At 70.2% G+C, this 24,058-nt stretch carries 26 protein-coding genes; 16 read left to right on the plus strand and 10 right to left on the minus strand.

Annotation, left to right across the window (positions count from 1 at the left end; genetic code table 11):
* Positions 1 to 18 precede the first annotated feature (18 nt).
* The 3 genes from ACS5Q7_RS08470 to rpsF all read right to left on the minus strand — a co-directional run bounded on the left by ACS5Q7_RS08470 (position 19) and on the right by rpsF (position 1,811).
* Complete coding sequence (locus ACS5Q7_RS08470) at positions 19 to 1,014, minus strand: DUF2232 domain-containing protein (RefSeq protein WP_478338883.1); 996 nt, start codon at positions 1,012 to 1,014, stop codon at positions 19 to 21.
* Positions 1,015 to 1,143: 129 nt separating this feature from the next.
* Complete coding sequence (gene rpsR / locus ACS5Q7_RS08475; RefSeq protein WP_091948993.1) at positions 1,144 to 1,398, minus strand: 30S ribosomal protein S18; 255 nt, start codon at positions 1,396 to 1,398, stop codon at positions 1,144 to 1,146.
* 2 nt (positions 1,399 to 1,400) lie between these two features.
* Entirely contained in the window at positions 1,401 to 1,811 is a 411-nt protein-coding gene (gene rpsF, locus ACS5Q7_RS08480; protein WP_478338884.1) for a 30S ribosomal protein S6, read from the minus strand.
* 320 nt (positions 1,812 to 2,131) lie between these two features.
* On the opposite strand from rpsF, the gene ACS5Q7_RS08485 reads away from it, so the two are divergent.
* The 13 genes from ACS5Q7_RS08485 to dxr all read left to right on the plus strand — a co-directional run bounded on the left by ACS5Q7_RS08485 (position 2,132) and on the right by dxr (position 13,912).
* The gene (locus tag ACS5Q7_RS08485) at positions 2,132 to 2,878 is read left to right on the plus strand and encodes a pyridoxine 5'-phosphate synthase (protein ID WP_478338885.1); all 747 of its coding nucleotides are present in this window, start codon (positions 2,132 to 2,134) and stop codon (positions 2,876 to 2,878) included.
* Positions 2,875 to 3,273 carry a holo-ACP synthase gene (acpS, locus tag ACS5Q7_RS08490; RefSeq protein WP_478338886.1) on the plus strand — a complete coding sequence of 133 codons (399 nt, stop codon included), beginning with the start codon at positions 2,875 to 2,877 and terminating at the stop codon, positions 3,271 to 3,273. The genes ACS5Q7_RS08485 and acpS overlap by 4 nt, the downstream gene beginning before the upstream one ends.
* 167 nt (positions 3,274 to 3,440) lie before the next feature.
* Complete coding sequence (gene lepB / locus ACS5Q7_RS08495; RefSeq protein ID WP_478338887.1) at positions 3,441 to 4,226, plus strand: signal peptidase I; 786 nt, start codon at positions 3,441 to 3,443, stop codon at positions 4,224 to 4,226.
* Entirely contained in the window at positions 4,223 to 4,990 is a 768-nt protein-coding gene (rnc, locus tag ACS5Q7_RS08500; RefSeq protein ID WP_478338888.1) for a ribonuclease III, read from the plus strand. Before lepB ends, rnc begins: the two co-directional genes overlap by 4 nt.
* Entirely contained in the window at positions 4,987 to 5,946 is a 960-nt protein-coding gene (gene era / locus ACS5Q7_RS08505; RefSeq protein ID WP_478338889.1) for a GTPase Era, read from the plus strand. Before rnc ends, era begins: the two co-directional genes overlap by 4 nt.
* Before the next feature lie 138 nt (positions 5,947 to 6,084).
* A complete protein-coding gene (locus ACS5Q7_RS08510; RefSeq protein ID WP_478338890.1) occupies positions 6,085 to 6,990 on the plus strand; it encodes a class I SAM-dependent methyltransferase in 906 nt (301 codons plus the stop codon).
* Positions 6,987 to 7,721, plus strand: coding sequence for a pseudouridine synthase (locus tag ACS5Q7_RS08515; protein WP_478338891.1), 735 nt, complete (start codon positions 6,987 to 6,989; stop codon positions 7,719 to 7,721). The genes ACS5Q7_RS08510 and ACS5Q7_RS08515 overlap by 4 nt, the downstream gene beginning before the upstream one ends.
* A 156-nt stretch (positions 7,722 to 7,877) precedes the next feature.
* Entirely contained in the window at positions 7,878 to 8,948 is a 1,071-nt protein-coding gene (locus ACS5Q7_RS08520) for a 30S ribosomal protein S2 (protein WP_478338892.1), read from the plus strand.
* Between the two features lie 127 nt (positions 8,949 to 9,075).
* The gene (gene tsf / locus ACS5Q7_RS08525; protein ID WP_478338893.1) at positions 9,076 to 10,002 is read left to right on the plus strand and encodes a translation elongation factor Ts; all 927 of its coding nucleotides are present in this window, start codon (positions 9,076 to 9,078) and stop codon (positions 10,000 to 10,002) included.
* A 422-nt stretch (positions 10,003 to 10,424) separates the two neighbouring features.
* Positions 10,425 to 11,147 carry a UMP kinase gene (pyrH, locus tag ACS5Q7_RS08530; RefSeq protein WP_478338894.1) on the plus strand — a complete coding sequence of 241 codons (723 nt, stop codon included), beginning with the start codon at positions 10,425 to 10,427 and terminating at the stop codon, positions 11,145 to 11,147.
* Positions 11,148 to 11,264: 117 nt separating this feature from the next.
* Complete coding sequence (gene frr, locus ACS5Q7_RS08535; protein ID WP_478338895.1) at positions 11,265 to 11,828, plus strand: ribosome recycling factor; 564 nt, start codon at positions 11,265 to 11,267, stop codon at positions 11,826 to 11,828.
* Between the two features lie 7 nt (positions 11,829 to 11,835).
* Positions 11,836 to 12,714 carry a phosphatidate cytidylyltransferase gene (locus tag ACS5Q7_RS08540; protein WP_478338896.1) on the plus strand — a complete coding sequence of 293 codons (879 nt, stop codon included), beginning with the start codon at positions 11,836 to 11,838 and terminating at the stop codon, positions 12,712 to 12,714.
* 19 nt (positions 12,715 to 12,733) lie between these two features.
* Positions 12,734 to 13,912 (plus strand): 1-deoxy-D-xylulose-5-phosphate reductoisomerase, encoded by a 1,179-nt coding sequence (gene dxr, locus ACS5Q7_RS08545; protein WP_478338897.1) that lies wholly within the window; start codon positions 12,734 to 12,736, stop codon positions 13,910 to 13,912.
* Positions 13,913 to 13,972: 60 nt separating this feature from the next.
* Here the strand turns inward: dxr and ACS5Q7_RS08550 are convergent, their stop codons facing one another.
* The 4 genes from ACS5Q7_RS08550 to ACS5Q7_RS08565 all read right to left on the minus strand — a co-directional run bounded on the left by ACS5Q7_RS08550 (position 13,973) and on the right by ACS5Q7_RS08565 (position 18,442).
* Positions 13,973 to 15,298 carry a bifunctional folylpolyglutamate synthase/dihydrofolate synthase gene (locus ACS5Q7_RS08550; RefSeq protein WP_243952013.1) on the minus strand — a complete coding sequence of 442 codons (1,326 nt, stop codon included), beginning with the start codon at positions 15,296 to 15,298 and terminating at the stop codon, positions 13,973 to 13,975.
* A 6-nt stretch (positions 15,299 to 15,304) separates the two neighbouring features.
* Positions 15,305 to 16,210 (minus strand): acetyl-CoA carboxylase, carboxyltransferase subunit beta, encoded by a 906-nt coding sequence (accD, locus tag ACS5Q7_RS08555; protein ID WP_243952014.1) that lies wholly within the window; start codon positions 16,208 to 16,210, stop codon positions 15,305 to 15,307.
* A 37-nt stretch (positions 16,211 to 16,247) separates the two neighbouring features.
* A complete protein-coding gene (trpA, locus tag ACS5Q7_RS08560; RefSeq protein WP_478338898.1) occupies positions 16,248 to 17,093 on the minus strand; it encodes a tryptophan synthase subunit alpha in 846 nt (281 codons plus the stop codon).
* Between the two features lie 89 nt (positions 17,094 to 17,182).
* A complete protein-coding gene (locus ACS5Q7_RS08565; protein ID WP_478338899.1) occupies positions 17,183 to 18,442 on the minus strand; it encodes a deoxyguanosinetriphosphate triphosphohydrolase in 1,260 nt (419 codons plus the stop codon).
* Between the two features lie 116 nt (positions 18,443 to 18,558).
* Between ACS5Q7_RS08565 and ACS5Q7_RS08570 the strand changes: the two genes are divergently transcribed.
* Complete coding sequence (locus ACS5Q7_RS08570; RefSeq protein ID WP_478338971.1) at positions 18,559 to 18,885, plus strand: HesB/IscA family protein; 327 nt, start codon at positions 18,559 to 18,561, stop codon at positions 18,883 to 18,885.
* Positions 18,886 to 19,019: 134 nt separating this feature from the next.
* Positions 19,020 to 20,927, plus strand: a complete 1,908-nt coding sequence (locus ACS5Q7_RS08575; protein WP_478338900.1) for a hypothetical protein — start codon at positions 19,020 to 19,022, stop codon at positions 20,925 to 20,927.
* Positions 20,928 to 20,930: 3 nt separating this feature from the next.
* Here the strand turns inward: ACS5Q7_RS08575 and ACS5Q7_RS08580 are convergent, their stop codons facing one another.
* Genes ACS5Q7_RS08580 through ACS5Q7_RS08590 form a run of 3 tightly spaced genes read right to left on the minus strand, consistent with a single transcriptional unit; the run spans position 20,931 to position 23,391 of the window.
* Entirely contained in the window at positions 20,931 to 21,671 is a 741-nt protein-coding gene (locus ACS5Q7_RS08580) for an ABC transporter ATP-binding protein (protein WP_478338901.1), read from the minus strand.
* Positions 21,652 to 22,380 carry an ABC transporter permease gene (locus ACS5Q7_RS08585; protein ID WP_478338972.1) on the minus strand — a complete coding sequence of 243 codons (729 nt, stop codon included), beginning with the start codon at positions 22,378 to 22,380 and terminating at the stop codon, positions 21,652 to 21,654. The genes ACS5Q7_RS08580 and ACS5Q7_RS08585 overlap by 20 nt, the downstream gene beginning before the upstream one ends.
* A 24-nt stretch (positions 22,381 to 22,404) precedes the next feature.
* On the minus strand, positions 22,405 to 23,391 hold the full coding sequence (locus ACS5Q7_RS08590) for an ABC transporter substrate-binding protein (RefSeq protein ID WP_478338902.1): 987 nt from the start codon (positions 23,389 to 23,391) through the stop codon (positions 22,405 to 22,407).
* A gap of 194 nt (positions 23,392 to 23,585) precedes the next feature.
* Between ACS5Q7_RS08590 and ACS5Q7_RS08595 the strand changes: the two genes are divergently transcribed.
* Positions 23,586 to 23,963 carry a 4a-hydroxytetrahydrobiopterin dehydratase gene (locus ACS5Q7_RS08595; RefSeq protein WP_478338903.1) on the plus strand — a complete coding sequence of 126 codons (378 nt, stop codon included), beginning with the start codon at positions 23,586 to 23,588 and terminating at the stop codon, positions 23,961 to 23,963.
* The last annotated feature ends 95 nt before the right edge of the window (positions 23,964 to 24,058 follow it).

A 24,058-nucleotide genomic window follows, 5' to 3' on the forward strand; every position in this document is an offset into this window, starting at 1 on the left:
GGCCGGACGGCCCCGGGGTCACGGCGCCACGGGGCCTTTCGGCCGGCGGCGGTCGAGGGCGGTATCGGCGAGGCCGAAAAGGGTGAGGGCGATCAGCGCGATGCCCTGGGTCACGAACAGGACCATGTACATCGCGAAGAGCATCAGGCCGCGTCCGGGACGACCGCGCGAGCGGTCGTGAAGGGCGGCGAGACCCTGAAGGGCGAAAACGGCGGTGAAGGCGCCGACCAGCGCGACGCCGAGGACGCCCGCATAGCCGGGGGCGAAGCTCAGGACCGCAGCCACCGCCAGGGCGCCGAGGCACGAGCGCGGCATCTTCGTGGACGGCAGATCGGGCCAGGGCCGCATCAGCCGGCCGGAGATGCGCACGATCCGCGCGGCGGCCCAGAGATAGAAGGTGAGGAGCATGGCGAGCCCGTGCGCGGCGAGCGCCGGCACGATGGTCGCGAAGGCGTCGGCCAGCTCGTCGCGGGTGACGTCGGTCTTGCTCGCCTCGTCCTTGGCCGCGTCATCCGGCGCCGCCTGAGGCGCCTTGTCCGCCTGCGGGGCGGGGCGCGGCGCCCCGGTGCGCGTCTCGACCAGGGCGTGCGAGAGCTTCTGGAGCTGCGCCTCGTAGGCGGCGAAGTTCGGCGAGGACAGGACCGCGATGGAGATGAAGGCGAGGGCGGCGGTCGCTGCGATCCAGCCGAGGAGACGGCCGGTCGGGTACCATTCGAGGCCCTCCGGCGTCTCGCGGCCGAGGAGCGCGAGATAGGCGAGCCACCACGCGGGCAGGGCGATATAGGCGGCGAAGGCGAGGCCCATGAAGGGCTGGATCACCCCCATCAGCACGAGGCTGCCCGTGGCGGCGGCGGCGAGCGCGGCCCGGTGGCTCCAGCCCAAGCCGACGATCAGGATCGGCAGCGGGGCGAGCAGGTAGAGCGTGACGGCAAGGCCGGTTCCCTTCAGCAGGACGCCGAAGAGGAGTGCGGAGACGAGGCCCGCACCGATGCCGAGGACGAGGTTGTGGGTCATGGGTTCCGCTGTCCCCCCGCCCGCGAGGGAGGGGTTAGGGGCTGGAAGAACGCTGCCCCAACGATCGAGCGGGGTCGCCGCTCTGCAGGAGCCGGCCCGGTATTGCCGGGCCGGCGGTTCTCGTGTCGCCTACTTGATCACGTAGGGGAGCAGGCCGAGGAAGCGGGAGCGCTTGATCGCCTGGGCGAGCTCGCGCTGCTTCTTGGCCGACACCGCCGTGATGCGGGACGGAACGATCTTGCCGCGCTCCGACACGTAGCGGGAGAGCAGCTTCACGTCCTTGTAGTCGATCTTCGGCGCGTTGGCGCCGGAGAACGGGCAGGTCTTGCGACGACGGAAGAACGGACGACGGCCACCGCCGCCACCACCAGCACCGAAAGCCATGATCAGTTCTCCCCGCCGAAGCCGCCGCCGCCGCCGAAGCCGTCGTCGTCACGACGCCGGCCGCGCTCACGATCCTTGCGGTCGTCGCGGTCGCGCTTCTGCATCATCGCGGACGGCTCGGCATCGAGTTCCTCGACCCGCACCGTCATGAAACGCAGGATGTCTTCCGAGATCTGCATCTGACGCTCCATCTCGGCGATCGCCGCGGGAGGGGCATCGATGTTGAGGAGGGCAAAATGCGCCTTCCGGTTCTTCTTGATACGGTAGGCGAGGGACTTCACGCCCCACATCTCGATCTTCTCGAGACGCCCGCCGTTCTGCTCGATGACGCCCTTGTAGGTGTCGATCATCGTCTCGACTTGCTGGGACGTCACGTCCTGGCGCGCCAGGAGCACGTGCTCGTAGAGAGGCATTCCGGGCCTTTCATGGTCAAAGGAGGCCCGACCGCTTGCGCGGCATGTCCGGGCCGGTTCACTTTCACGTCTGCTCGGCGCCAAGCCCTTCGAGCCGATGTAAGGCCCGAGCGGTTGATCGAAGGCGGAGACACGGGACGACGAGGCGAACCCCTATGCCGCAAGCGGCACCGTCCGTTCAGCCCCCGGCCGGAGCGAACGCGAGGGGCGCCCTTAGACCGTTTGGCCGGTCGGCGCAAGTCCGGGCCGTTCTCGCGCGGCCTTGCGAAGAGGCCCGCGAGCCGACAGGTAAGGCCCCAGCGCAACGACCGAAGACGATCATGCCCGCGAACCCGCTCCGCCTCGGCGTCAACATCGATCACGTGGCCACCGTCCGCAACGCGCGGGGGGGCACCTATCCCGATCCGGTGCGCGCGGCGCGCCTCGCCGTGGAGGCCGGGGCCGACGGGATCACCGCCCACCTGCGCGAGGATCGCCGCCATATCCGCGATGCCGACATCGCGGCGCTGCGATCCACCCTCACCGTGCCGCTGAACTTCGAGATGGCGGCGACCGACGAGATGGTGGCCCTCGCCATCGCCACCCGGCCCCATGCCGCCTGCCTCGTGCCGGAGAAGCGCGAGGAGCGCACCACCGAGGGCGGGCTCGACATCATCGGCGGGCGCGCGCACCTCGCCCCCCGCATCCGCGCCCTCGCCGAGGCGGGCATCCGCGTCTCGCTGTTCGTGGAGCCGGAGCCGGCGGTGATGGAGGCCGCCCACGCCCTCGGAGCGCCGGTCGTGGAACTGCACACGGGCAGCTATTGCGAGGCCGCCGCGGCGGGCGATCAGGCCGAAGTCGAGCGGGAACTCGCGCGCATCCGCCGGGCCGCCTCGCACGGCGCCGGCCTCGGGCTGGAGATCCATGCCGGGCACGGGCTCACGACCGACAGCGTCGGGCCGGTGGCCGCGGTGCCGGAGATCCGCGAACTCAACATCGGCCACGCGCTCATCGCCGACGCGATCTTCGTCGGTCTCCCCCAGGCGATCCGCGACATGCGCGCGGCGATGGACAGGGCGCGCGGATGATTCTCGGCATCGGCTCCGACCTCTGCGACATCCGCCGCATCGAGAAGACCCTGGCCCGGCACGGGGAGCGCTTCACGCACCGCGTCTACACGGAGGGCGAGCGCTCCCGCTGCGACCGCCGCAAGGCCCGCGCGGAGGGCTATGCCCGCCGCTTCGCCGCCAAGGAGGCCTGCGCCAAGGCGCTCGGCACCGGCTTGAGCGAGGGCGTGTTCTGGCGGGACATGGAGGTGGTGAACCTCCCCTCCGGCCAGCCGACCCTGCGCCTGACCGGCGGCGCGGCCGAGCGGCTGGCGGCGATGGTCCCTGAGGGGCACGCCGCGCGGATCCATGTGAGCCTCACCGACGATCCGCCCCTGGCCCAGGCCTTCGTGGTCATCGAGGCGCTGCGGGATTAAGGTGGGGGTTCCGTGCGTTGCCGGGGGGCTCCGCATGGTTTAGATCGCCGCACCCAGCGGACACGATGGCGGCGCAATCCTCGCGAATGGGTTGCGCCGAACTCGCCCCTCGGCGTCACCTCCCGGGCGCCCGACGGCGGACCCGGTCGATCAGTAGGAACGTGCGCGTGAATCACGAGGGCAAGTCGCTCGCCAAGCCGGCGGATACCGGCACCTGGGCGAGCATCCGCGAGACCCTGAAGGTCGGCATCCAGGCGCTGCTCATCGCGCTCGTGGTCCGCACCCTGCTGTTCCAGCCGTTCAACATTCCCTCGGGCTCGCTGGTGCCGACGCTGCTGATCGGCGACTACCTGTTCGTGTCGAAATACTCCTACGGCTACTCGAAGTTCTCGCTGCCGCTCTCGGAATACATCCCGATCGAGGCCAAGGGCCGGGTCTGGGCGGCGGAGCCGAAGCGCGGCGACATCGCCGTGTTCAAGCTGCCGAAGGACAATTCCACCGACTACATCAAGCGCGTCATCGGCCTGCCCGGCGACAAGATCCAGATGATTGACGGCGTCCTCAACATCAACGGCCAGGCGGTGAAGCGCGAGCGCATCGCCGATTACGAGACCGCCGACGCCTACGGCCAGCCGACGAAGGTGCCCCAGTACATGGAAACCCTGCCCGGCGGCGTGGCCCACCGGGTGATCGAGCGGGATGGGGACAACGGCTTCTGGGACCGGACGGAACTGTACACCGTCCCCGCCGGCCATTACTTCATGATGGGCGACAACCGCGACAACTCCACCGATTCGCGCGACCTCGCCAATGTCGGCTACGTGCCGTTCGCCAACTTCGTCGGGCGCGCCGAGATGATCTTCTTCTCCATCGACGAGGGTACGCCGGCCTGGCAGATCTGGAACTGGCCCGCCCACGTGCGCTGGACGCGCCTGTTCTCGACGATCCATTGAGCACGGACGTCACACCTCTTCCGCGCGTCTCGGCGCGGGCCAAGCGGGCCCACAAGCCGCGCCCCCCGCTCGCCGAACTCGAGCAGAAGATCGGCCATGTTTTCGCGGACAGGGAACTCCTGACCCGCGCGCTCACCCACACCAGCAAGGCGGCCGGCCGCAACGGCAGCTACCAGCGGCTCGAATTCCTGGGCGACCGGGTGCTCGGGCTGGCGGTTGCGGAGGGCCTCTATGCCGCCCTGCCGGATGCCGACGAGGGCGACCTCTCGCGCCAGCTCGCCGGCCTCGTGCGGCGGGAAACCTGCGCGGCCGTGGCCGCCGCCTGGGGCGTGGGTCCGCATCTCATCCTCGGCCAGGGCGAGGTGATGGGGGGCGGGCGCCGCAACCAGACGATCCTGGCCGATGTGTGCGAGGCGATTCTCGGCGCCGTCTATCTCGATGCCGGCTTCGATGCCGCCCGCGCGCTGGTCGAGGCACATTTCCGCCCGGCCGAGCCCGGCACCGCTCCGCGCGGGCGCGACGCGAAATCGACCCTGCAGGAATGGGCCATGAGCCGAGGCCTGCCGATTCCCACTTACGCCGTCGTGGAACGCACCGGCCCCGACCACGCCCCGCATTTCCGCATGGCGGTGCAGGTCGAGGGGCTGGAGCCCGGCTACGGCGAGGGCACCTCGAAGCGCGTGGCCGAGCAGGCCGCCGCCGGGGCGCTCCTCGCCCGCGAAGGCATTCATGCGGTGGGTGAAGCCGCCGCGGAGACGACATGACTGACCAGGATTCCCCCGACCACGGCGGGCTCACGCCCACGCCCTTGCCCGGCACGCCAGCCGATTCGAAGGCGGGCTTCGTCGCGCTGATCGGCATTCCGAATGCTGGCAAGTCGACGCTGCTCAACAGCCTCGTCGGCACGAAGGTCTCCATCGTGTCGCGGAAGGTGCAGACCACCCGCGCCCTGGTGCGCGGCATCGTGATGGAGGGCGCGGCGCAGATCGTCCTCGTGGACACGCCCGGCATCTTCGCGCCCAAGCGCCGGCTCGACCGGGCGATGGTGCATTCCGCCTGGAGCGGTGCCGCCGATGCCGATGCGGTGTGCCTGCTGGTCGATGCCCGCAAGGGCGTGGACGAGGAGGTGCAGGCGATCCTTTCGCGCCTCAAGGACGTGAAGCGGGACAAGCTGCTGATCCTCAACAAGATCGACCTGATCCCGCGCGAGCGGCTGCTGGCGCTGGCCGCGCAGCTGAACGAGGCGGCGCCCTTCGCCGAGACCTTCATGATCTCGGCCCTGAAGGGCGACGGCATCGGCGACCTGCGCAAGGCGCTGGCCGCGCGGATGCCCGCCGGCCCGTGGCTCTACCCGGAGGATCAGGTTTCCGACGCACCCCTGCGGATGCTCGCCGCCGAGATCACCCGCGAAAAAATCTACGACCGGCTGCACGAGGAACTGCCGTATCGCTCCACGGTCGAGACCGACCAGTGGCAGGTGAAGACCGACGGGTCGGTGCGGATCGAGCAGACGATTTTCGTGGAGCGGGAGAGCCAGCGGTCCATCGTGCTGGGCAAGAACGGCCAGACCATCCGCTCCATCGGTCAGGCGGCGCGCCTCGAGATCGCCGAGGCGGCGGAGGCGACGGTCCACCTGTTCCTGCACGTGAAGGTGCGGGAGAACTGGGCCGACGATCCCGCGCGCTACCGCGAGATGGGTCTGGAATTCCCCCGCGGCTGATCCGCCCCCGGTGCTGGGCAGCGGGGGGCGCCCGGTGTATCAGGGAGCCATCCCCCGATTCCCTGTTTCGCGAACGCGCTGACGGACTGCGTGCGGGGGCGGTATTTCCCTGGACGCTCGCTCGATAGCCACCGAATCATGTCTCACGCCGTCTACGGCCTGCCGCCCGTCGACCTCGCCGAAACGCCTGAGGCGGCCGTTCAGGTCTCGCCCGTCATCGTCGGCTCGTCGCGCCTCGAAGACGTCGCGGATGCGAGCCTTTCCAGCGCAATCGTCTACGCACCGGCCGGTACGATCGAGCGCCGGTACGTCCTCGCTCATGCGCTGCGCGCACTCGCACCGGGCGCGCGGCTGACGGCGCTGGCGCCGAAGGATCGCGGCGGCGCGCGCCTCGCCAAGGAACTGTCCGGGTTCGGCTGTGCGCCATCCGACACCCCCAAGCGCCATCATCGCATCTGTATCGCCACTCGCCCGCCCGAGCCGGCCGGGCTCGGCGTGGCGATCGATGAAGGCGGCCCGCGCCACATCGACAACCTCGCCCTCTGCACGCAGCCCGGCGTGTTTTCGTGGGACAGGCTCGATCCGGGCACGGCCTTGCTGATCGGCCGCCTGCCGCCGCTGAAGGGGCGTGGCGTCGATCTCGGCTGCGGCCTCGGCCTGCTCGGTAGGGCGGTGCTGGGCTCCTCCGCCGTCACAGGGATCACGCTCATCGATCTCGACCGGCGGGCCATCGAGATGGCCAAGCGCAACGTCGCCGATCCGCGAGCCAGCATCGTCTGGGCGGACCTGCGCGCGGCCACGGGGATGCCCACCGGCCTCGATTTCGCCGTCAGCAACCCGCCCTTCCACGATGGCGGCGCCGAGGATCAGGCGCTCGGCAAGGCGTTCATCCAGCGCGCGGCCGATTCTCTCAGGTCAGGCGGGACGCTGTGGCTCGTGGCCAACGCGCATCTGCCCTACGAGGCGACCCTGCGCGAGCGGTTCCGCGCCGTCGAGACGGTGGCGCAGGAGGGCGGCTACAAGGTGTTCGAGGCCAAGCGGTGAGCAAGGCCGTCCGCCTCGACAAGCTGCTGGCCAATCTCGGCTACGGCTCCCGCCGGGAAATCCAGACCCTCGCGCGGATGGGTGAGATCCGCCTGGATGGGGAAGCCCTGTCCGATGCCGGAGCCCGCGTCGCCCTGACGCCGGACCTGCCGGCCCGTCTCACGGTGGAGGACGAAGCCCTCGATCCGCTGCCCGGTCTGTGCCTGCTGCTGCACAAGCCGGTGGGCGTGACGTGCTCGCACAAGGAGGCGGGGCCGCTGGTCTACGGGCTGCTGCCCGAACGCTGGCGCCACCGCGATCCGCCCCTCTCGACGGTGGGGCGGCTCGACAAGGACACGTCGGGCCTGCTCCTGCTCACCGACGACGGCGCCCTGCTGCACCGGATCATCTCGCCGAAGGCCAACGTCGCCAAGCGCTATCAGGTGACACTGGCCCGCCCACTCAGGGGCGACGAAGAGGCCGCGCTCGCCGCCGGCACGCTGATGCTCGACGGGGAAGACAGGCCCCTCCTGCCGGTGGCGATGACGACGCAGGATGCGACCCATTGCGCCGTCACCCTGACGGAAGGCCGCTACCATCAGGTGCGCCGGATGTTCGCGGCGCTCGGCAACCATGTGGAGGCGTTGCACCGGGACCGGGTCGGCGGCCTCGACCTCCCGGCCGACCTCCCGGCGGGGGAGTTCCGCATCCTCGGGGAGGCGGAGATCGCCGCGCTGTTCACGGCGGCGTAACCCCTGTCAGACTTGCCACCGCCGGGTGGTTCTGCTAACCGCCCGACCCATCCCACACGCGGAGCCGGCCCCATGATTCAATGGGGCCTCTTCCGGTGGCCGGCTTGAGGCCGGTCGCAACCCTCCGCGGCGGATTTAACCGGAGAGAGATTTACGATGGCCGTCGACTTTTCCATGCGTCAGCTGCTCGAAGCCGGCGCTCACTTCGGGCACCAGTCGCACCGCTGGAACCCGAAGATGCAGCCCTACATCTTCGGCACACGCAACAACATCCACATCATCGACCTCGCCCAGACCGTCCCGGCGATGCACCAGGCGCTCCAGGCCGTGAGCGACACCGTGGCCCGTGGCGGTCGCGTGCTGTTCGTCGGCACCAAGCGCCAGGCCGCCGACACGATCGCCGAGGCCGCCCGCCGCTCGGCCCAGTATTTCGTCAACTCCCGCTGGCTCGGCGGCACGCTGACAAACTGGAAGACGATTTCGGGCTCGATCTCGCGCCTGCGGAAGGTGTCCGAGACCCTGGAGACCGGCGGTCCGGGCCTCACCAAGAAGGAGCGCCTGATGCTGTCCCGTGAGAAGGACAAGCTGGAGAAGGCGCTCGGCGGCATCAAGGACATGGGCGGCGTGCCGGACCTGCTGTTCGTGATCGACACCAACAAGGAGCAGCTGGCGATCAAGGAGGCGAACCGCCTCGGTATCCCGGTCGCGGCCGTGGTCGACACCAACTGCAACCCCGACGGCATCACCTACGTCGTGCCGGCCAACGATGACGCGGGCCGCGCCATCGCCCTGTACTGCGACCTCGTCGCCCGCGCTGCCATCGACGGCATTTCGCGCGCCCAGGGCTCGTCGGGCATGGACCTCGGCGCCTCCGAGGAGCCGATGGCCGAGGAACTGCCGGCCAACGACGATGCCGGCCCGGCCTCCGTGGCGACCGACGCTCTCGACCCGGCCGACGTGGCGATGCTCGCCGAGTCGACCGAGCATTTCGAGCTTCTCGCCGCCCCGCGCGGCGCCCCGGACGACCTGTCCAAGCTGAACGGCGCCGGTCCGCAGATCGTCCAGAAGCTCAACGATGCCGGCATCTACCATTACTGGCAGATCGCCGCGATGACCGCCGAGGACGTTGCCAAGGTCGATGCCGACCTGAAGCTCAACGGCCGCATCGACCGCGACTCGTGGGTCTCGCAGGCCCGCGGCTTCGTCGAGGCCGCCGCCGCGGCCTGATCCGACCGGAGCGTGGACCGGCCGTCATCGGCCGGTCGCACACCCCAGCCTACCGGGCCCGGCCGCTCGCCCCGAGCGCCGGGCCTCTGTCATCGAACCGCCCTCAACCGCACGAAAGGAACCGGCCATGGCCAACATCACTGCCGCGATGGTGAAGGAGCTTCGCGAGAAGACCGGCGCCGGCATGATGGATTGCAAGGGCGCCCTCGCCGAGACGCAGGGTGACATCGAGGCCGCCGTCGATTGGCTGCGCAAGAAGGGCCTCGCCAAGGCCGCCAAGAAGGCCGGCCGCGTCGCCGCCGAGGGCCTCGTGGCCGTCGAGTCCGCCGGGCACCACGCCGCCATCGTCGAGGTGAACTCCGAGACCGACTTCGTGGCCCGCAACGACGGCTTCCAGGCCTTCGCCCGCGAAGCCGCCAAGATCGCCCTCAACACCGACGGCACCCTCGAGGGTCTGCAGAACGCGACCTTCCCCGGTTCGTCCGAGACGGTTTCGGCCCACCTGCAGAGCCTGATCGCCACGATCGGCGAGAACATGAACCTGCGCCGCGTCGCCAAGCTCGACGTGACCAAGGGCGTGATCGCCAGCTACGTCCACAGCCAGATCGCCGACGGCCTCGGCAAGATCGGCGTGCTCGTGGCCCTCGAGTCCGAGGGTGACGTGGACGCCCTCTCGACGCTCGGCCGCCAGATCGCCATGCACGTCGCGGCGACGAACCCGGTGGCCCTCGACGCCTCCGGCGTCGATGCCGCGACCGTGGAGCGCGAGTCGAACATCCTGCGTGAGAAGAACGCCGGCAAGCCGGATCACGTCATGCAGAAGATCATCGAGAGCGGCCTGAAGTCCTACTACAAGGAGGTCACCCTCCTGGAGCAGCCCTTCGTGCACGATGGCTCGAAGACCGTCTCCCAGGTGCTGAAGGAAGCCGCCGGCAAGGTCGGCGGCCCCGTGACCCTGAAGGGCTTCGTCCGCTACGCGCTGGGCGAGGGCATCGAGAAGGAAGAGGGCCCGGACTTCGCGACCGAGGTCGCCCAGCAGGCCGGTCGCGCCTGATCCGAACGGATCCCTCGCGGATCGTTGCGAAGCCCGCCGGGTCGCCCCCGGCGGGCTTCGTTTTGCGCACTCGCGCGCGTCGTTCTTGTGCAGTGCAATAATCCCCGCTGTCGCGTGCCTGGACGCACAGCGTGACGGCGACGGGATCCCTACCTTAGGCTCATGACAAAGAGCTTCAGCTACCTCATGATCGGTGTCTTCGCTTCCGGCCTTTTCATGACGGCCGCGGGCGTGCTGGATTTCGTGTCCAGCCACTGACACTTCCCGGCTCCCTCGGGCCGGCTTCCCTTCGACGGGTCCACGACTTCATCACCGGGCTGCCCAGGCAGTCCGGTGATTTCGTCTGTGCCACCCTCGACGCGCGAGCGGGGTCTGGCGTAGAAGCTGCCGCCCGGCGGTTCGGGCTGTCACGAGGACTCCAGATGCCCGCATCGACGCCCTTTCGTCGTGTGCTCGTGAAGCTCTCCGGCGAAGCCCTGGCGGCCCCTGACGGCTATTGGCTGCATCCCCCGACCCTGGCCGGATTGGCCGAAGACATCTCCCGGTCCATCGAGAAGGGACTGGAGATCGCCATCGTCGTCGGCGGCGGCAACATGATCCGTGGCGCCCGCATCTCGGCGGCCGGCTGGATCGACCGGGCGACCGGCGATTCTCTGGGAATGATGGCGACGGTGATGAACTCGCTGGCCATCGAAACGGCGCTCAACGCGGCGGGGGTGCAGGCGCGGACGATGTCGGCCGTGTCGATGCCGACGATCTGCGAGACCTATGCCCGCCAGCCGGCCCTGCACCACCTCGACAAGGGGCAGGTGGTGGTCCTCGCGGGCGGCACCGGCAACCCGTATTTCACCACCGACACCGCCGCCGTGCTGCGCGCCGCCGAGTTGCGCTGCGACGCGGTGCTGAAGGCGACGCAGGTGGACGGAGTCTATTCGGCCGATCCGAAGAAGGACCCCAACGCCGTCCGCTACGACCGCATCACCCATGACGAGGCCATTGCCCGCGACCTGAAGGTGATGGACACCGCCGCCTTCGCGCTGGCCCGCGAGAGCCGGTTGTCGATCGTGGTCGGCTCGGTCCACGCGCCGAGTTCCATCGCCGCGATCCTGTCGGGCGACGCCCCCTCGACCCATGTGGTCCCCTAACACAGGGGATGCTGCAACCCGGCGTTTGCGGGCGAGAAAAAATTCGTCCATTGAGGCCGCGATCGCGCGCCCTGCGCTGCGCCCCCCTTTCCACCATGCCCGTAGGGACCTGACGCCATGGCCACTTCGGAATTCGACCTCAACGACATCAAGCGCCGTATGCAGGGCGCCGTCTCTTCCCTCTCGAAGGATCTCGGCTCCCTGCGCACCGGCCGGGCCACGCCGGGCCTCGTCGACCCGATCCAGGTCGATGCCTACGGATCGATGATGCCGATGTCCCAGGTGGCGACGGTGAGCGTGCCGGAGCCGCGCCTCCTCTCCATCTCGGTCTGGGACCGCAGCATGGTCACCGCCGTCGAGAAGGCGATCCGCGAATCCGACCTGGGCCTCAACCCGCAGACGGAAGGCCAGACGATCCGCCTGCGCATCCCCGAGATGAACGAGCAGCGCCGCAAGGAGATGGTGAAGGTCGCGCACAAGTATGCGGAGGAGGCCCGCGTCGCCGTGCGCCACGTCCGCCGCGACGGGCTCGACCACCTCAAGAAGCTCCTGAAGGACAGCGCCATCTCCGAGGACGACGAGAAGCGTCAGGCCGGCGACGTCCAGAAGGTCACCGACGCCCACATCGCCGAGATCGACGGTGTGCTGGCGTCGAAGGAAAAGGAAATCATGCAGGTCTGAGGCCCGCGTGACCGACGTTCCGGCCGAGGCGGCCTCGGCCGCGCCCGTCGCTCCCGCGCGCCGCTCGCGCCGGGAATTGTGGCTGCGCGTCGCCTCGGGGATCGTCCTGGGGGCGGCCGTCATCGCCGCCCTGATCCAGGGCGGATGGGCCTTCGCGGCCGTGTGGCTCGTGGCCGGCATCGCGGCCTACGGCGAATGGATCGTCATGAGCCGCGTCGAGCCGCGCGAGGTGCTGATCGCGCTGGGCGCCGCGACTCTCGCCGCGATGGTGCTGGCCCTCCAGCAGGATGCCCCTTCTCTCGCCTGCGCCGCGATCCTCGTCCTCGGGGCGGCGGCCTGCGCCACCGTCGCGCGCACCGGCGCGGGGCGGGCGAGGGCGCTGGTCGGCCTCCTCTGCGCGGGGGTGATTGCTGCGGTGCCGACCGCCCTGCGGGACGACGCCACCCTGGCACTGATCGGGCCGATCTGGATGTTCGCGGTGGTCTGGGCCACCGACATCACCGCCTATTTCGTCGGGCGCCGCCTCGGCGGGCCGAAGCTGATGCGGCGGGTCTCGCCCAACAAGACGTGGTCCGGGGCACTCGGTGGCCTCGTCGGGGCCGTCGCCGCTGGGACGCTGGTCGCCGTCGGCGCGGACCTGATGGGAATGACCCTGCCTCGCGGCGCCTCCCTGCCGGTGGTGGCGGGCGTGAGCGCGCTGGCCTCGATCCTGTCCCAGGCGGGCGATCTCTACGAATCGTGGCTGAAGCGTCGCCACGGCGTGAAGGATTCGAGCCGCATCATCCCCGGCCATGGCGGGGTGATGGACCGGCTCGACGGGTTTTTCGCCGTGGCCGTGCTCGCGGGACTCTATCTCGCCCTGCGCGGGTATGGCCTGATCGGCTGACATCTCAGGAGTTCCACCCGTGACGCAGACCGTCACCGTCCTCGGGGCCACAGGCTCCATCGGCCGTTCCACCGCAGACCTGCTCACGCAGCATGCCGACCGCTTCCGCACCGGCGCGGTGGTGGGCGGTCGCGACGCGGCGGCCCTGGCCAAGGTCGCCCGCGAGCTGAACGCGAGCTTCGCAGCGCTCGCCGACCCGGCCGGCGGCCCGGCGCTCGCCGAAGCGCTGTCGGGTAGCGGCATCGCCAATGGCGCGGGGGAGGGGGCGGTGATGGAGGCCGTCGCGCGCGATGCCGACATCGTGGTCGCGGCGGTGAGCGGAGCCGCCGGCCTCAAGCCGACGCATGCCGCCCTGCGCCTCGGGCGCACGGTGGCGCTCGCGAACAAAGAGAGCTTGGTCTGCGCGGGCGACGCCTTCATGCGCGACGCCAAGCGCTACGGCGCCACCATCTGGCCGATGGATTCCGAGCACGACGCCCTCGCGCAGGCTCTGCACGGGCGGCCCCTCGACGACGTGCGCACGCTGATGATCACCGCGTCCGGTGGCCCGTTCCGCACCTGGACGCGGGAGCGCATCGCCGCCGCGACGCCCGCCGAGGCCGCCGCCCACCCGACCTGGTCGATGGGGATGAAGATCAACATCGATTCCGCCTCCCTGATGAACAAGGGGCTGGAACTGATCGAGGCGCACCACCTCTTCGGCATCGAGCCGGAACGGCTCGACGTGGTGGTGCATCCGCAATCGGTCATCCACGGGATGGTCTACTGGATCGACGGGGCGGTGACGGCGGAACTGGCCCTGCCGGACATGCGCGTGCCGATCTCGCATTGCCTCGGCCTCGGCGACCGGCTCAGCATCGAACGCGGGCGGCCCCTCGACCTCGTGAAGCTCGGCGCCCTGACCTTCGAGGCGGCAGACGAGGAGCGCTTCCCCTGCCTGCGGATCGCCCGCGCCGCCATGGCCGACGGGGGCGCGGCGCCGACCGTGATGAACGCCGCCAACGAGGTGGCGGTGGCAGCCTTCATTGGCGGGCGCATCGGCTTCTACGGCATCGCCGAACTGGTGGAGCGGGCCTGCACGCATTTCGCGCCGGTCTACCCGCACGCTCCGGCGGATGTCGAAGAGGCGCTGGCGATCGACGCGCATGTACGCGCCTGGAGCGCCGAGGCGCTGCCGGAACTGCGCGCGGCGGGGTAGCACCCTCCGTCATTGCTTCGCTTCGCTCGCAATGACGATTGAGGATGATGGGGTGCGTTCTTAGGTCGGTGGCGTGCCGTTCGCCGCCAGCACCTGCCCCGCAAGGTAGAGCGAGCCGCAGATGAGGATGCGCGGCGCCCGCTCGAAGGCGATATCGCCCACCGCCGACAGGGCCGCCTCGACGCTCGGGGCGATCCGCGACGACAGGCCGGCGCGCTCGGCGATCTCCGCGACCTCCTCCGGCGGACGAGCGGCGACCTGACCGGAGATCGGCACGGCGATCAGCGCGCGGGCGAGCCCGACGAAATGGCGCAGGAAGCCGTCGGCGTCCTTGGTGCCGAGCAGCCCGACGATCAGCACGAGGGGCGCGTCGCTGCGCTCGCCGAGATCGCCCATGGCGGCGGCGAGGATGCGCCCGCCATCCATGTTGTGCCCGCCGTCGAGCCAGAGCTCCGCGCTGCTGGGGACGAGGGCGGCGAGGCGCCCCTTGCCGAGGCGCTGTAGCCGGCCCGGCCATTCGACGCCCGTCAGGCCGCGCTCCAGGGCAACGGTGCCGATGTCGCCGAACCCGGCCGCGCGGAGGGCCGCGATGGCGGTGCTGGCGTTCACGAGCTGGTGCCGGCCCGCGAGCTTCGGCCTCGGCAGGTCGAACAGGTCGGTCTCGTCCTGGTAGACGAGCCGCCCGCGCTCCTCGTGGACGGAGAAATCCTGGTTGCCGATGATGATCGGGTCGGCCCCGACGCGCTCGGCCTGTCGGCAGAGCACCGTATCGGCCTCGGCGTAATCCTGGGCCGCGATCACCGCCGGGCAGCCGCGCTTGAAGATGCCGGCCTTCTCGGTGGCGACCGATTCCACCGTGTCCCCGAGATACTCCGCGTGGTCGCGGCCGATGGGCGTCACCACCGCGCAGGCGGGCTGGTCGATGACGTTGGTGGCGTCCACCCGCCCGCCGAGGCCGACTTCCAGCAGCAGCACGTCGGCCGGGTGCTCGGAGAAGAGCAGCAGCGCGGCGGCGGTGGTGATCTCGAAGACGGTGATCGGCTCGCCCGCGTTGGCGGCCTCGCAGCGGGAGAACGCGTCGGCCAGGGTTTCCTCGTCCACGAACCGCCCGCCGCCGATGGCGCCGAGGCGGATGCGCTCGTGGAACCGCACCAGATGCGGCGAGGTGTAGACGTGGGCCGCGAGCCCTCCGGCCTCCAGAATCGCCCGCATGAAGGCGATGGTCGAGCCCTTGCCGTTGGTGCCGGCGACATGGATCACCGGCGGCAGGCGCCGCTCCGGGTGGTTCAGCCGCGCGAGCAACCGCTCGATCCGCCCGAGGGACAGATCGATGGTGCGAGGGTGCAGCGCCAGGAAGCGCGCCAGGAGGGCGTCGGAGGAATCCATCGGCCCTCAGGCCATTTCAGAGGCGGGTTCGGAAGCCGGCTCGGCCTGCGCGGCGGGCAGGTTCATCAGCAGGCCGCAGAGGCGGGTGATCGTGTCCTTCAACTGGTGCCGATGCACCACCTGATCCACCATGCCGTGGTCGCGCAGGTACTCGGCCCGCTGGAAGCCGTCCGGCAGCTTCTCGCGGATCGTCTGCTCGATCACGCGCGGACCGGCGAAGCAGATCAGCGCCCCCGGCTCAGCGAGGTGGACATCGCCCAGCATCGCGTAGGAGGCGGTGACGCCGCCCGTGGTCGGGTTGGTGAGCACCACGATGTAGGGCAGGCGCGCGTCCCGCAGGCGGCGCACCGCCACGGTGGTGCGGGGCATCTGCATCAGCGAGAGGATGCCCTCCTGCATCCGCGCGCCGCCGGAGGCAGAGAACAGGACGTAGGGGGTCTTCTTCTCGACGGCCTTCTCCGCACCGCGCACGAAGGCCTCGCCCGCCGCCATGCCGAGCGAGCCGGCCATGAAGCCGAATTCCTGCACGGCCAGCGTCATCGGGATGCTGCCGACCCGGCCGAAGCCGATCTTGAAGGCGTCCTGCAAGCCGGTCTTGCTGCGGGCGTCCTTCAGGCGGTCGACGTAGCGCTTCTCGTCGCGGAACTTGAGCGGGTCGGTCGGCACATCGGGGAGGGCGACGTCGATCCACGTGCCGCCGTCGAACATCATCTTGAGGCGCGCCGTGGCGCTCATCTTGAGGTGATGCTCGGAGCCGGGAATGACCCAGTGGTTGGCCTCCACCTCCTTGTGGAAGACCATCTGGCCGGTGTCGGGGCACTTGACCCAGAGGTTCTCCGGGGTCTCGCGCTTGAACAGCGTCTTGATCCGGGGGCGCACGACCTCCGAGATCCAGTTCATCGGTTCGACCATGCTGAAACGCCCGTGTCGTTCGATGCGGGAAGAGGGTTCAGGCGTTGCGGCCGGCGGAGCGGACGCCCTCGGCCAGTTCGCGCACCAGGGAGGTGACGGCCTCGACCGTGCCGGGCCCGGCGCGGCCCTCGCCGTCGAGGGAGCGGTGAAGCGCATCGACCAGCGCCGACCCGACGACAACGCCGTCCGCGCCCTTGGCGATGGCGGCCGCGTGGGCGCCGGACTTCACGCCGAAGCCGACCACCACCGGCAGATCCGTGTGCCTGCGGATCCGTCCCACCGCCTCGGCGACCCGCCCGAAATCGGGGGTCGCCGTGCCGGTGATGCCGGTGATCGACACATAGTAGACGAAACCCGCCGTGTTCGCGAGCACGGCCGGCAGGCGGCGCTCGTCGGTGGTGGGGGTGGCCAGCCGGATGAAGGCGATGCCCTTCGCCAGCGCCGGCAGGCAGAGTTCGGAATCCTCCTCCGGCGGGCAATCGACCACGATCAGCCCGTCGATCCCGGCCTCGACCGCGTCGGCGAGGAACCGGTCCACCCCGTAGGTGTGGATCGGGTTGTAGTAGCCCATCAGCACGATCGGCGTGGTGTCGTTCTCGGCGCGGAAGCGGCGGACCAGACCCAGTGTCTTCGCCACGTCCTGCCCGGCCTTCAAGGCGCGCAGGCCCGCCGCCTGGATCGCCGGCCCGTCGGCCATGGGATCGGTGAAGGGCATGCCGAATTCGAGGATGTCCGCCCCCGCGCCGGGCAGCGCCCGCAGGACCTCCAGCGAGGTCTCCGGGTCGGGATCGCCCGCCATGACGTAGGTGACGAGCACCGCACGGCTTTCGGAGCGGGCCTTGGCGAAGGCGGTGTCGATGCGGCTCGGCGTGGCAGACGGCATGGGTCGGTGCAAACGGCTTTCGGGAAACGGATCGCGCTACACCATCCCCGCCCTGGCGTGAAGCGGGGCGGGTGCTGTGCTCGCGCCGGTCAGGGTTCCGCGAGGGGCAGGCCCCGGCTCGGCGGGGAGCGCTCCAGCTCCGGCGTGGCCTCGAACAGCTTGCGATGGGCGAGCACGGCGTAGGTGTCGGTCATGCCCGCGATATAGTCCGCGATGCGGCGCGCGATCCGCGGCTCGGAGGCCTGCGCAAGGTCGGCGCTCCATTCCGGCGGCATACGCGACGGGTCGGCCTTGAAGGCGGTGAACAGGTCCGAGACGATGGAAGCCGCCTGCTCGCGCACGGCCATCACGCCGGGGTCGCGGTACATCCGCTTCCAGAGGAAGCGCATCACCTCCGCATCCGCCGCCTCGATGGCGGGGGAGAAGGCGACGACCGGCGCCCCGGCGGCATGGATGTCCGCGACGGTCTTGGGGTTCAGGGCCGCGATCCGCCGCTCGCTCTCGCGGATCACGTCCTCCACGAAGCGGGTGATGACCCGCCGGGCGAGTTCGTGGACCACCCGCGCCGATTCCAGGCCCGGATGCAGGGTGGCGATCTCATCGAGCAGACCCGCGAGGAACGGGACGGCGTGGAGGTCGCCGAGGTCGAACAGGCCGGCGCGCAGCCCGTCATCGAGATCGTGCGCGGCATAGGCGATGTCGTCGGCGAGCGCCGCCGCTTGCGCCTCCGGCCCCGCATGGAGCGCGATGTCGAGGGGATTCAGCGCGTCGTATTCGAGGATCGCCGCCGGGATGCCGCGCTCGGCGTAGCGAGGGGTCGGTCGGCCCTCGGCGGTAAGGAGGGGGCCGTTGTGCTTCACCAGCCCTTCCAGGGTCTCCCAGGTGAGGTTGAGCCCGTCGAAGCCGGCATAGCGGCGCTCCAGCCGGGTCACGATCCGCAGGGTCTGGGCGTTGTGGTCGAACCCGCCGAAGGGCGCCATGCAGGCGTCCAGCGCATCCTCGCCGGTATGGCCGAAGCACGTGTGGCCGAGGTCGTGCGAGAGGGCGAGCGCCTCCGCCAGATCCTCATCGAGCCCCAGCGCCCGGGCGAGCGCGCGGGCGATCTGCGACACTTCGAGGGAATGGGTCAGCCGTGTGCGGTAATGGTCGCCCTCGTGATGCACGAAGACCTGCGTCTTGTGCTTCAGCCGCCGGAACGCGGTGGAATGGATGATCCGGTCGCGGTCGCGCTGGAAATCGCTGCGGGTGGGCGAACCCGGCTCGGGGATGAGCCGGCCCCGCGTCGCAGCGGGATCCGTCGCGTAGGGCGCGCGCCACCGCTCGCCGTTGGGCCGTCTCGTATCCTGCACGGTCGCTCCTCATCCGCCCGCATTGCAGCACGGACCCGAGACCCATATCTTGGTGGTCCGAGGGCGCGGGGCAATCGCCGTCCCGCCCCGCCGCGGAAATGCCTGTGGCTGAACCGATGTCCGAGATCATCCTGACACCCCGCGCCGCCAAGCGCATCAACGAGATCATGGGCGCCGAGCCCCCCGGATCGCTGCTCCGCATCAGCGTGAACGGCGGCGGCTGTTCCGGCTTCTCCTATTCCTTCGACATCTCCCGCGACCGGCAGGACCAGGACATCGCCATCGAGCGCGACGGCGCGACGGTGGTCGTGGACCCGGTCTCGGTGCAGTACATGGCCGGCTCGACGATCGACTTCGTGAACGACCTGATCGGCCAATCCTTCAAGATCGAGAACCCGCTGGCTACCGCCTCTTGCGGTTGCGGGACCTCGTTCTCCCTCTGACCGGCATTCGCGGCGTTGCGGGCGGGTGACAGGTCTCGTCCGCCACGCTCGCGCCACCATCGCGGGATTGTGTCGCGTCGTGAAACGCGGCACCCGATGAGTCGCGCCCGTGCCTCGGTAACTCGGACCTGTCCATGACCTTCCCGGCGGCTCGCCGTCTTCGGTCGGCCCTCGCGGCCTGCGCCGCCGCTCTGGCGGTCGGCCTCGTCATCCCGCATCCGGTGGTCGCGCAGGAAGGGGCCGCCGCCGTCCAGGACGTGACCCTCACCGACGTGATGCTGCCCTTCGGCGCCACGGTCGTGAAAGTGCCGAAGCTGACGGCGAGCGGCACGCGCCTCTCGAAGGACGACCTCGCGGCGATTCTGAAGCCGGACGGGCCGGAGCCGTGGGCGACGCGCCTCGCCCGCCTCGACGCGGCGAGCTTGACCGCCCCGGTGGTCGATTCGGAACATGCCGGCCCCGGCGACCTGCGCCAGAGCGCGACCTATCGCGACGTGGTCGCGAAGGATGTGCGCGCGGGCAAGATCGGCGAACTCACCGCGTCGGGCGTCACGCTGTCGTCCAAGGGCACCAAGGCGGCGCCGGGAGCGGCCGGCACCTACGGCGCCTTCCGCGCCACCGATGTCGACCTCACCGCCTTCGGGCGTCTCGCCACCGAGGCGGGGGACGGCAAGGGGCCGGTGCTGCGCGTCTACGGCAGCCTGCAACTCTCCGACATCGCGATCTCGGACGAGAAGGGCACGACCGTGAAGGTCGCGCGCCTCGAAGGCCGCGACCTCGGCGCCCGGCAGGTGCCGGGGGGCTGGAACGGCACCATCGACGCCCTGTCGGGGGGCTTCGACGATCCCGCGACGCAGCGCCGCTCAGCCTCGGCCGCCGCCGACGTCCTGAGTGCGCAGACGGTGGGCAGCATCGACATCAAGGGCGTGAGCATCAGCGATTCCACCGCCGAGCCCCTGCTCGCGGAGATCGAGCGCCTGTACTATTCGTCCACCGGACCCGATGCGGGCGTCGGCATCGAAGGGTTCTCCCTTGCGAACGGCGCGACCCGGACGCGGCTCGGGCGGCTCACCCTCACGGGCACGAGCCTCGGCCCCGTCATCGCGGAATTGCGCCGCCTCGCCGAGAAGCCCGACACCGCCCCCGGACCCGACGAGGCCCGCCGTCTCGCCACCGGGCTCGGCACGCTCACCCTCACGGACCTCACCGTCGATCTGCCGCCGGAGCCTCCGGTGCAGAAGCGCGGCGCCCTCGACACGCCGCGGGAGAAGCTGGCGCAGGGCGCCAAGCCGACACGGGCGCGGATGGCCGAGGCCCGGCCGCCGGATGCGAAGGCGGGCGATCCGCTGATCGGCGTCCCGACGAAGACGAACCGCGTCGCCCTGCGCCAGGGCGTGTTCGGGCCGGGTCCGGCCATCGAGGGCACGCCGGCTTCGACGCGGCTGACGCTGACCGGGCTGGAGGTTCCGGCCTCTCTGGCCGCCGGCCTGCCGCTGGTCGGCGCCCTGCCGGCTTACGGCTACGGCGATCTGAGCTTCGACATGTCGGCCGACGCCGCCTGGGACGATGCCGCCCGCACCGTCGCCCTGCGCGACGTGACGCTCTCCGGCAAGGATATCGGCACGGTGAAGCTCACCGGGCTGTTCGGCGGCATCGGCCCCGAACTGTTCTCCGGCAGCGTGCCGGCGCAGACGATGCTGCTCTTCTCGGGCAATGCCCGCGCCCTCGACCTCACGGTGGAGAATAGCGGCCTGTTCGAGCGCTTCCTTGCCGCGCAGGCGAAGGAGCTGAGCCTCAAGCCGGACGAACTGCGCAAGGAATACGTCACCGCGAGCGTGCTCGGCGTGCCGGTGATCCTCGGCAACGGCCCTGCGGCCAAGTCGATTGGCGCGGCGATGGGCCAGTTCGTGATGAACCCCGGCAAGCTGACGATCCGCGCCAAGGCGAAGGAGCCCACCGGCATCGGCTTCGTGGAACTCGGCACCGCCGCGTCTCCCGCCGCCGTGCTCGACCGGCTGGACGTGGACGCCAAGGCGAACTGACCCTCAGTCCGCGATCACCTCGGGGTGGCGCGCGGACAGGCTCGTCCGCGTCGCATCGGCCCAGGGCCGGTCCCGCTGCGGGCGGGGGCGGTCGAGGGCGATGTCCGCGACGAGCGTCGCCGGGCGGCGGGAGACGAGCAGCAGCCTGTCGGCGATGGCGATGGCCTCGGCGACGTTGTGCGTCACCATCAGCACGCTCATCCCGGCCGCATCGACCGTATCGACCACCAGCGCCCGCAGTTCCGCCGCCGCGTTGTCGTCCAGCGAGACGAAGGGTTCGTCCAGAACCAGCACGCGCGGCCCCCCCGCCAGCGCCCGGGCCAGGGCCACCCGCCGCTGCATTCCGAGGGAGAGCGCGCCGGGGAAGCGCGTCCGCCAGGGCGTCAGGCCCAACCGCTCGAACAGGGCATCGAGGTCGCGGCCCCGTTCCGCCTTGGTGAGGCCGAGGCGGACATTGTGCTCGACGCTGCGCCAGGGCAGCAGGCGCGGCTCCTGGAACACGATCCCGGCCTGTTCCGCGCCCGCGACCTCCCCGGTGAAATCCGTGTCGAGGCCGAGGAGGATGCGCAGCGTCGTCGTCTTACCCGCGCCGGAGGGGCCGATGAGGCAGACGATCTCGCCTTCGCGGATGGTGAAGGCGAGGTCGCGCACGGCCTCGACGGGCTCGGCGCCCTTCGGCCGGTAGGTCTTCCCCGCGACCGCGACCCGCAGGACCGGCGCGGTCTCAGCGCCAGCGTCGGACATAGGCTTCGAGCCGCTGGAGAAGAAGCACGTCGATCCCGATCATCACCGCCATGAAGACGAGGCTGTAGCCGATGATGGCGGCCACGTCGGTGCTCTGGATGAAGTAGAAGTTGATCGCGAAGCCGACCCCGTCCGGCCGCCCCAGCAATTCCACCACGAGGACGATCTTCCAGGCGAGCGACAGGCCAGACCGCGCCGCCGTGACGATGTAGGGCTGCAATTGCGGGATGAGCACGTCACGCATCCACGTCCAGCGGTCGAAGCGATAGGCGCGGGCCATCTCTTCCAGGCCGGGATCGAGGTTGCGCGCGCCCTCGCGGACGATGACGGCGACATTAGGCAGCTTGTTCAGCACCACGGCGAGGATCGCCGCCGTCTCCGTGAGCCCGACCCAGACATAGGCGAGCACGGTGATGACGAGGGCCGGCGTGTTGAGCAGCACGAGGAGCGGCGTATCAAGGGCGAGGTCCGCCTTCCGCGAGCGCCCCAGCGCCACGCCGAGGGCGATGCCGAGCGCCATCGCGATGGCGAAGGCGATGGCCACCCGCAGCAGGGTGATGCCGATATTGTGCGCGAGGTCGCCGCGCTTGGCCTCCGCGACGATGAAGTCCAGCACCGCGAGGGGTGCCGGCAGCAGGCGCGAATGGGCCTCCCACGCGGCGGCCTGCCACGCGGCGATGAGGATCGCCAGGGAAACGATGCGGGTCAGCACGCCGACGGAGCCACGCTGGTGTCAGCCATCGCGGGAGCCGTCGTAGTAGAAGTCCTGCGGCAGGCCACTGCCCGCGCCGACGAGGCGCTCGCCGCCGAGCCGCGACAGCACCGCGTAGAGCTTGGCGGCGTCGGCGCGCTCGGCCGAGATCGGGCGGCGCGGGGTGCCGGCCAGGAATTCGCGCTTCAGGGTCTCGAAGGTCGCGTCGTCCTTCGCGTCCATGAGCGGGCGCACGATGTCCCAGGTCGAGGGGTCGGAGGCCAGCATGTCCTTCGCCGCGCGCGAGGCGCGGTAGAACCCGCCCACCGCCGCCGGCTTCTCGGCCACGGTGGCCGCATGGAACAGGTACCCGATCAGCGAGACGTCCCCGCCCGCGCCCAGCGCGCGCATGATGTCCTCGGCGCGGATCAGCCGGCGGAACCCCTTGGGTTCGAGGCGTGCGCAATAGGTCCAGTAGGTCAGGGCGGCGTCGAGGGCGCCCTGTTCGAGCTTGAGGGTGATGAGCGGCGGCGCGCCGTAGGCGATCTCGCATTGCTTCTCGAGGTCGATCCCGGCCGCGTCGCGGGCTTGGGCCTTGAGGAGAAGCCAGTTCTTGTCGAGGGGTCCGCCCGCCACGCCGAACTTCTTGCCGGCAAGGTCCTTCAGGCTCTGGATCGGGCTGTCCTTCGGCACCATCACGGCGCCCTCGGAGGTCGAATAGGGGATGAAGCGAAGGCCCTGGCCCTCGTTGCTCAGCCGGGCCGCCCAGAGCAGGTCGCCGATGATCGTGTCGACCTGACCGCCGACGAAACTGATCCGCGCGGCATCGTTGCCGGCGAGCTTGGTCGGTTCCAGGGTGAAGCCGTTGGCCGTGTCGAGGCCGCGCGCCTTGATGACCGCCGCTTCCCAGGTGGAGGTCCCGAAGGGCAGGCTTCCGAGCTTGATCGAAGGGAGGTCGCCTGCATGCCCGGCGCGGGCCGCGAGGCCGCCGAGCAGGCCGGCAGCGAGCATGGCGCGCCGTGACAGCATGGGCCGTTTCTCCTCCGGTTTTCCGGGTCCGATGGCTTTCCCGGCCATGCAGCCTTGGGCGCCGCCGCGGGCGGGCGCCATTGCCCAAAGGTCATAGGGCGGGCGATCCGCCCCGTCCACCTGCGCGACGGCGACCTTGCACCGCGCCGAAGGGCCGGGCACCTTCCCCGGCCGACGATCAGGGAGCGAACGCGATGACGGAACGGCGTGAGGGCGCGATGGACGACGCGGCGGTGGAAGCGCGGCTGAAGGCCGAGCTTCCCACCTGGCGCCTGGAGGATGGCTGGATCCGCCGCACCTACAAGACGGCCGGGTGGAAGAGCACGCTGATGGTGATCAACACGGTCGGCCACCTCGCCGAGGCGGCGTGGCATCACCCCGACATCACCGCCTCCTACGCCTGGGTCGAGGTGCGGCTGATGAACCACGCCGCCAAGGGCATCACTGACAAGGATTTCGCCCTGGCCAAGAAGATCGAAGAGGTCGTCTCCTGGCAGCCGGGCCTGGAAGGGCAGGGGCTCGAGGGCACGCCGACCGATCCGCGCTTCGCCTACATCAAGTACGAGAAGTAGCGACTGCCGCTTCGCTACTGCGTCATTGCGAGCGAAGCGAAGCAATCCAGAGTGGCGCTACGACAAGGAATGTTCCGCTGCCCTGGTTTGCTTCA

Source organism: Methylobacterium sp. Gmos3 (assembly GCF_056430985.1).